This is a genomic window from Verrucomicrobiota bacterium (assembly GCA_037139415.1).
Classification (GTDB): Bacteria; Verrucomicrobiota; Verrucomicrobiia; order Limisphaerales; family Fontisphaeraceae; genus JBAXGN01.
In genome coordinates, this window is record JBAXGN010000098.1 from 20,137 (window position 1) to 28,436 (window position 8,300).

4 protein-coding genes are annotated in these 8,300 nt (G+C 57.3%); 1 reads left to right on the forward strand and 3 read right to left on the reverse strand.

All coding sequences use genetic code 11. The features are described 5' to 3' along the window. Window positions 1-69 precede the first annotated feature (69 nt). The 3 genes from WCO56_17145 to WCO56_17155 form a co-directional block, all read right to left on the reverse strand. Window positions 70-1,872 (reverse strand): sulfatase-like hydrolase/transferase, encoded by a 1,803-nt coding sequence (locus tag WCO56_17145; protein MEI7731305.1) that lies wholly within the window; start codon window positions 1,870-1,872, stop codon window positions 70-72. A gap of 210 nt (window positions 1,873-2,082) precedes the next feature. Further along, on the reverse strand, window positions 2,083-2,577 hold the full coding sequence (locus WCO56_17150; protein ID MEI7731306.1) for a hypothetical protein: 495 nt from the start codon (window positions 2,575-2,577) through the stop codon (window positions 2,083-2,085). Between the two features lie 23 nt (window positions 2,578-2,600). Next, on the reverse strand, window positions 2,601-6,347 hold the full coding sequence (locus tag WCO56_17155; protein MEI7731307.1) for a response regulator: 3,747 nt from the start codon (window positions 6,345-6,347) through the stop codon (window positions 2,601-2,603). Window positions 6,348-6,522: 175 nt separating this feature from the next. Here WCO56_17155 and WCO56_17160 point away from each other — a divergent pair, with 175 nt between their 5' ends. Continuing rightward, complete coding sequence (locus WCO56_17160) at window positions 6,523-7,890, forward strand: sulfatase-like hydrolase/transferase (protein MEI7731308.1); 1,368 nt, start codon at window positions 6,523-6,525, stop codon at window positions 7,888-7,890. The last annotated feature ends 410 nt before the right edge of the window (window positions 7,891-8,300 follow it).

An 8,300-nucleotide genomic window follows, 5' to 3' on the forward strand; every position in this document is an offset into this window, starting at 1 on the left:
ATACGCAGGTCGCCGTTCATATACAAGCGCGGAGTCGCGGAAAATTACACAACGAAGCAGAGCTTGGCGTCATCTTGAAAGCTCATTGGAATTAGTGCGCAACGTAAGCGTGACGCAGCGCATGTCCATCACCTGCTTGCCCGGAATTTGCAGCGCGCGCAAGGTGAGCAGGCCGCGTCCCTTTTCGAGTTTCAACACACCAAGATTCAACTGCTTGAACTCTTTCATGTATGACTCGCCCTTGCGCGGCACACGGTCTTGGTTATCAATCAACGGGGGATTCCAGCCGGGATTGACTTTGCCGGTCACCTGGCTGCCATTGAAGCTAAGTTCAACGGTAGATCCGGCGTCGGCTTCCCGGCAGGTATATAGAATCGCCGTGTCATATTCACCGCTCGTGTTGACTTCAATATCCCAAGTCATCTGATCCTCAGGGCGGGTCCAGTTGACGAAATAGGAGCAGTTGGGCGCGCCGGAACTGCGTTTCACTCCGCCATGCGGCACACCATCGCGAGCGGGCAGCGGCGTCATGGGAAACTCGCGATACCCCACCGGGTAAGGCCGTTCATCCTTGGCGTCGGACAAATTTTCGTTTTTCCAAGCGGCAACCGCTTGCGCGAGGCGGGCGGCCACTTCCGGTTTCTGGGCGGAAATATCCTGCGTCTGGCCGGGATCAGCGATCATGTCAAACAAGCTGCCGCGATCATCCAGACGATATTGCCGGGTGCGCACGCTGATTTTCTTGCCTTGCTGCGAAAAGATCATGCGATCCGGCCAATCGGTGGCAGCGCCCAATAGCAACGAGCTGAAATCCCGACCATCCAACGGCTTGACTGGAACACAGGGAACACCGGCCAATCTGGTCAACGTCGGCAGCAGGTCAATGGCACCGCAGACCTCGCGGATTTTGGTGTCGGGCTTGATGTGGTCGGGCCACCGGATCAGGAACGGCACCCGCACACCACCCTCATCCACGGAACCTTTGCGGCCTTTCATGCCGCCGTTCCAACGCCAGCTATTCGGGCCGTTATCCGAGAAATAAATGACGATGGTGTTTTCCGCGAGCTTGAGTTCCTCCAGCTTGCGTAACACGCGGCCGACGTTCCAATCAATGTTCTCGCACATTGCCAAGGCGCACCGCGTCACGTCCAACTCCTCGAGCTTCGGGTCCGTGGCACGCATGGCGATGGATTTATCCTTGAAGCGATTCCAGTACGTGTCCGGCACCAGGAAGGGGGAATGCGGCGTATTGAATGGCAGGTAACAGAAAAATGGACCGTTCTTGTGTTGCTCAATAAAGGCCATGGCATGTTCGGTGAAGTCATCCGCGATGTAACCTTTGCCGCGCACCATTTGGCCGTTGTGCTCCAGCGGAGGATCAAAGTATTCACCCCAGTGACCCGAGGTGAATCCATAATATTCCTGAAATCCGCGCGCGTTGGGATGATACGGCCATTGGCTGCCATTGTGCCATTTGCCAAACGCGCCGGTCGCGTAACCGGCGGCTTTGAAGTAATCGGCTACGGTCTTTTCGTCCGGGTTCAGCCGCTCCTGGCCGGTGGAGACGCCACGCACGCCACTGCGCGCATGATAGCGTCCCGTGAGAAACTCCGCGCGGGTCGGGGCACAAAGCGCACAAACCTGGAAACGTTCGGCCAAGGCGCCATCCCGGGCCAGCGAATCAATATTTGGGGTCTGCAAGTTGATATTGCCATGCACACTTAAATCACCCCAGCCCTGATCATCGGCCAGGATGATCACGATGTTGGGTGGTCGAACGGCTGGCGTGACAGCCGCGACCGTCAGGGTGGCAAAACTCCCCAGGCAAACGGCCCCGAGGCACCAGTAGAACCAATGGTATATGCGTTTCATATCAAAGTTTTCTCAGGTCCATCATTTCAGAATTGGGCGGCGACGGTAGTAATTGTTTGTAGGTAGACAAAAATACTGACGGGCGTGGTTTTGTGGACGGCGTTCGCTTCAGTGCCGGCAACGATGATCCACGATCCAACGATGGATTTCAGTATCCTTGATGGCAATCAAAACGGAGTGTGTTCTTATGAGGGGATCCACACCGACTCATCAGTTCAGTTTCGCATCCAGGCAATCAATCATGGACTTGATGCGGAGTAAGGCCATGCCGGATTCCTCCTCGACCAGTTCCATTGTGTCCTCGTTACCCTCCATCAAGGCCTCCAGCACGATTCCCAATAGTGGCATTTGATTATAATTATTGATCAGCGTGGCGGTATTGTCGCCGAATTTCATCGGCGGATCATTGTCCAGCTTGCTGAGGAATTCAATATTGCGCTCTTCCGCCTCGACCAGTTCATCCGGGGTTACCGCCGGCAATTTCGGATACTTGGTAAGGATGACCTGCAAGGCGGCAATCCCGATGAAAAAGTATGTGGACTGGGTTTCCGTGGGCTTCTCCGACTCCATGAGCGTGGACAAATACACCACCAACGCCGGCTGCATGTTGAGCAGTCGGTCCATGAATTTTTTACCATGCTCCGGTGGCGTCTCCAACAAGCTTTGCCAGATGGCTTCGGCCTCTTCGTAAGGTATCGTTTTCATAGTTATTCCACAAGGATTAGAAATTAGCCGGCAGGCTGCTGGGATAGAAACTGCCGGATGCTGACCAAGCTGAGGGAGAGCTGCTCCAACAACCGGGCAGCTCGGGATAAATCCCCCTGTTTTGCCTGATTTTCCAGCGACCTGAGCGCGGGCACGACGGCATTCATGCCGCAGGAGGCGCTGGAGCCAGCCAGTTTGTGCGCCAAGGCTGCGATTTCAGCAGCCTTGCCGGCGGCCAAGGCTGCTTGCATGGCTTGGGTAAGTTCGTCCGCTTGGGAGAAATATAGTGCAATCAATTGCTGGCGAGATTCGGGATCAGCGTCACATAGCTCCTGCAGTCGTTCCAAATCCACTGGTGGTTCCGGAGAAGCACCCGTGCGGGAGTTGGGCACCTGGTTCAAAGCATCCAATTCAGCATTCGCAGCCGTTCGCACCGAACCATCCTCCCCAGGAGAGACACAGCGCTCCAACGCTTTTTGCAATTCGGGCAAGTGAACCGGCTTGCTGAGATAGTCATCCATGCCGGCGGCCAGACACACCTCGCGATCCCCCTGCATGGCATGGGCGGTCATGGCGATAATCCGCAGCCGTTTCCGCGATCCCGTTTGTTCAAGTTGGCGGATTTGCTTGGTGGCCTCATAGCCGTCCATTTCAGGCATCTGGCAATCCAAGAGCAACACGTCGTATTCAGTGTGGCGAATTGCTTCAAGCACCTCCAGCCCGTTGGCCACAACCTCAGCGGTATAACCGAGATTTTTCAGTTGCCCCACTGCCACCTGTTGGTTGATCACATTGTCCTCAGCTAACAGGATGCGTAGCGGCACGGCGACATGGCGGTTCGCCACCACGGGAACGAAACGACGGACCGCCGCCGGCGTACACCCCATGACGGTGGCCAGGCAATCAAATAACTGCGATTGCTTGACCGGTTTGTTCAAATACGTTTCAATGCCAATCGCATGCAACTCGTCGGGATTCAATCGATGGCCGAGCGAGGATAGCATGATCAGCCGGGTGTGGGCAATCCGCGTGTCAGCCTTGATACTGCGCGCCAGCATGACGCCATCCATCTCCGGCATTTGCAGGTCAAGGATGGCCAGGTCAAAGGGATCGGAAGGGGTTGCCAGCAACAAGCGCAACGCCTCGGCCCCGCTGGTGACGCTGGCGTGGCGCATTTTCCAAGCATCGGCATGATGTTCGAGAATTTCCCGGTTCGTGGCGTTGTCATCCACAATCAGGAGGCGAACGCGCGTCAGGTCTGGGATGGATTTGGACGGTTGTTTCACCCTCACCGGTTGTTTTTCCAGCCGCACCGTGAACCAGAAGGTGGAACCATGGCCAGGTGCGCTTTTCACCCCGATCTGGCCATGCATCATTTCCACCAACTGTTTGCAAATGGTCAACCCCAAACCGCTGCCGCCATATTTGCGCGTGGTGGAGCCATCCGCTTGGGTAAAAGGCTGGAAGATTGATTGTTGCACGGCGGGCGGGATGCCAACCCCGGTATCCCTGACTTCGATCCGCAAGACCACTCGCGTGGTGGATTCGTCGGCTTTGGACACGCGTACCACAACCTCACCCTGCTCAGTGAATTTGACCGCATTCCCAATGAGATTTAACAGCACTTGACGCAGCCGACCGGGATCGCCACGCAACTGAGTGGGCACATCCGGCAGGACGAGTCCGGCCAACTCCAGTTTTTTGGCATAGGCGCGCTCCGCCATCGGTTCGAGCGCTTGCTCAATGGTTTCCTGCAAATCAAAATCGATCGTTTCAAAGACAAGTTTCCGGGCCTCGATCTTGGAGAAGTCGAGGATGTCATTAATAATGGTGAGCAGGGACTCCCCACTTAACCGGAGGGTTTCCACAAAATGCCGTTGTTGTTCGTTGAGATCAGTGTCGAGCAACAAGCCAGCCATGCCGATGACGCCATTCATGGGAGTGCGGATTTCATGGCTCATGTTAGCCAGAAATTCGGCCTTGAGTCGCGCGGATTGCAAGGCGGCGTCGCGCGCCTGAGCCAATTCCAGTTCCATGCGTTTGCGCTCCGTGATGTCCCGCCAATGGACAAGTTTGATTTTTTTATCCCCCATGGCGATGACACTCATGGAGACTTCCACGTTACATTCCTCACCATCCAAGCGACGATGGACCCATTCAAAACAAATGTTCCCCTGCTCAAACACCAACTGCGAAAGACGCTCGGCCTTGACGCTGGACAGCTCGCCATCGGGCTGATGCTCGGGCGATAACGCCACGGGCAGACAGCCCAGTACCTCCGCCTTGTCAGCCGCCCCCAGAAATTTTACCGCCGCCGCGTTGCAATCCACGAATCGGTTGGTGCCGTCGAGCAGCAGAATGGGGTCGGGCGCGCCATCGAACAATAACCGGAATTTTTCTTCGCTTTGCCGCAGCGACTCGGAGACCAGACGCCGCTCGGTAATGTCACGATTGCTACCGCGGATTCCCATGAATCCACCATTTTGATCAAAGACCGGCTGGCAGGAATGGCGAATATGCCGCACGGTGCCATCCGTTCGCACAATCCGGAAATCCAACTCCTCACGATCTTTGCCGTGGAGCGCCCGTGCCCGATGGTGGTTAAATAAGGGCTGGTCGTCCGGAAGAATAATCCGTAGTTGCAAACCGGGATCATCCAGAAATTGCTGGGCCGTGTATCCGGAGATTCGGTCGCAGGAGGGGGAGCAATAGATAAAGTGGCCCACGGGGTTAATCCAGAACTCCCAGTCATACGTATTATCGGCGACGATCCGAAACTTATGTTCGCTTTCGCGCAACGCATTTTCCGCCTGTTTGCGTTCGGTAATTTCATCCTGAAGCCGGCGATTATTGGCGGTCAGTTCGGCAGTGCGCGTCTGCACCAACTCTTCGAGATGATGGCGATGCCGGACCAGTTCAATGGCCGTGCCGGCGAGATTGGCTGACGCCTGGTAAATATCCAGCAACTCCGGGGACAAATCGGCCGCCTGTTGGTGCGCCACCAGCATGACAAAACTCACCCGCTCCCCTTCCATGACCGGCAGGCAGGCGGCATGCCACGGCTCAGGCGTCAAAACCACCCCCGACACCGACTTGCCGTGCTCCAGCACCCCGGCAATCATCCGCAGGTTGTCGTTCACGAGTAAACGGCAAGGGAAATCCTCAGCCGGATGCGTGCAGGAAGTGATGACGACGCCTGATGACTCGCCCGCTTCAGCAAACGCCACCCAACCAGCCTTGAAAAATTGGACAATCAGTCGGGCCAGTTGGTTCCAGATTTCCTTCCGGGAATTCAGACCGATAATGGTTTGGGCGGATTTGAGAAACGCCTCAAACTCGAGATGCCGCCGGGCCTGAGTCACCCGCCTCAATTCCCGGCGATTTACCGCTTCCCGTAACTCCCGCTCAATGGAGGGAACCAGCCGGTGCATGTTCGGCTTTAAGATATAATCATGCGCCCCGTTTTTCATCATGGCGACCGCGAAATCCTCCCCGATCACACCGGAAACAATGATAAAGGGCATGTCGAGTCCCGACTCTTTGTACACTTGGAGCGCGCCTTGCGCGTCGAACCTGGGCATCTGGTGGTCGGAAATAATCAAGTCCCACGACTCGTCGTGCAGCGCCTTTTTCATTTCCCCAGCCGTCGCGACCCGCCGGTGGATGGGCTGGTAACCGGCATGTTTGAGCACCAAGAGAAGCAATTGCGTACTGGTTTCGCAATCTTCCACGATCAGCACCCGCAACAGGATATTCTGAGGTTGTGTCATGTTTTATCAGACGGATTCACAAGCCGCCGCAAAAATTCGTTTGTTTCGCAGGCACTGTATCATGCGCCGGCGGCTTTGCCAAGCTGCGATACAATTTTTCCTGATTCGTTACGCGGCAGGGCGGACTTGCGGCTTGCACTCCGCAAGCGCGCGCGTTATTGGTTCGCTTGTACTTATGATTATCACAAGATTCCACATCGCTGCCGCGGTTACTGCCGCCGGGATGCTTCTGCATGCCCTGCCGGCCTCGACCGCCGAGACGAAACCGCTACGCCCGAATATCATCTTCATCCTGACCGATGACATGGGTTATGGCGATGTGGGCTGTTACGGCGGCTCCTTTGCGCCCACTCCGAACCTGGACCGGATGGCGCGCGAAGGCATTCGCTTCACCCAATATTACAGCGCCTCGCCGATCTGCTCCCCCTCGCGCACCGGCGCCACCACCGGCATGTACCCGGCCCGCTGGAACATCACCAGCTACCTTCAGACCCGCGCCGGCAACCGGGCCTGCGAGCAGGCGGATTTCCTGGTTCCCAACGCCCCTTCCCTGGCCCGCACCCTCAAAGCCGCCGGTTACGCCACCGGCCACTTCGGCAAATGGCACATGGGCGGCGGGCGCGACGTCCTTAACCCGCCCCGCTTTGCCGCGTATGGTTTTGATGAACACGCCAGCACCTGGGAAAGCCCGGAACCGCATCCCGATATCACCGCCACCAACTGGATTTGGTCGCCCAACGACAAGGTGAAACGCTGGGACCGCACCGCGTTTTTTGTGGATAAGACCTTGGACTTTCTACAGCGGCACCAAGGGCAACCGTGCTACGTGAACCTGTGGCCGGACGATACCCACACCCCTTGGGTGCCCAGCCAGGAACGCTTTGGGCTGTACCCCAACGGCCCGGCGGAAGAACGCAAGTTCCGCGCAGTGCTGGACGAATACGACCGCCAGATGGGCCGCCTGTTCGAGGGGATCAAGACCCTGGGGCTGGACGCGCAAACGCTCATCGTCTTTACCAGCGACAACGGCCCGCTCCCCAGCTTTCGCGGCAGTCGCTCCGGCGGCTTGCGCGGCAGCAAATTGAGTCTCTACGAAGGAGGCACCCGAATGCCGTTCATCGTCCGCTGGCCGGGCCACGTGCCGGCGGGTCGCGTGGATGATCAATCCGTGTTATGCGCCACCGACCTGTTTCCCAGCCTGTGCGCGATCACCGGCGTCACGCCGCCCAAAGAGTTTGCGCTGGATGGCGAGGAACGCAGCGCCGTGCTCCTGGGTAAACCCGCGGCCCGGGCCCGGCCGATCTTCTGGGAATACGGCCGCAACACCAACGCCTTTGCCTTTCCCAAAGGCGCCGACCGCAGCCCCAACGTGGCCGTGCGGGATGGCGATTGGAAATTACTCGTCAACGCCGATGGCACCGACGCCCAACTCTACAACCTCAAGACCGACGTAAAAGAAACCACCAACGTGCTGGATCAAAACCCGGAGCTGGCCCTGCGGCTAAAAGAAAAAGCCCTGGCCTGGCGAAAAACGCTGAAGTGATAGTGCGCCGTGCCTTGGCCCGCCCCATACCGAGGAAACGCGACCTCCGAAACGAGCCACCGCAGTAGCCCGCCACTTTTCCCGCACCCCAAAAACTTTCACTGGCACTTCTGCCGATTTCCCTGGGTGCAGAAAACCATTCAGGGGCTCCCCTGGCTCATTTGGGGGCAGCCCTATTCCATTTTGGGGCGCGCATAAATCGCTTGGGGGAATCCTCAAGCCATTTGGGGCCGCCCCTAAACCATTTAGGGGCGGCCCTGTTTCCTTTGGGGGCTCCCCCAACTCGCGTGGGGGTTCCCCTAAACCATCTGGGGGCTCCCCCAAATGGCGGAGTGGCGCGCAAAAATGGCTCGGGGGGAGGCTATAAATATTTTCGTGTAAGTGGCCGACGATAGCTGAGAGGATAAGAA

Excerpts from the sequence above, each read along its gene's own strand:
- WCO56_17150 (MEI7731306.1), bottom strand. The coding sequence starts at position 2,577 with ATGAAAACGATACCTTACGAAGAGGCCGAAGCCATCTGGCAAAGCTTG.
- WCO56_17160 (MEI7731308.1), top strand. The coding sequence starts at position 6,523 with ATGATTATCACAAGATTCCACATCGCTGCCGCGGTTACTGCCGCCGGG.
- WCO56_17155 (MEI7731307.1), bottom strand. The coding sequence starts at position 6,347 with ATGACACAACCTCAGAATATCCTGTTGCGGGTGCTGATCGTGGAAGAT.
- WCO56_17145 (MEI7731305.1), bottom strand. The coding sequence starts at position 1,872 with ATGAAACGCATATACCATTGGTTCTACTGGTGCCTCGGGGCCGTTTGC.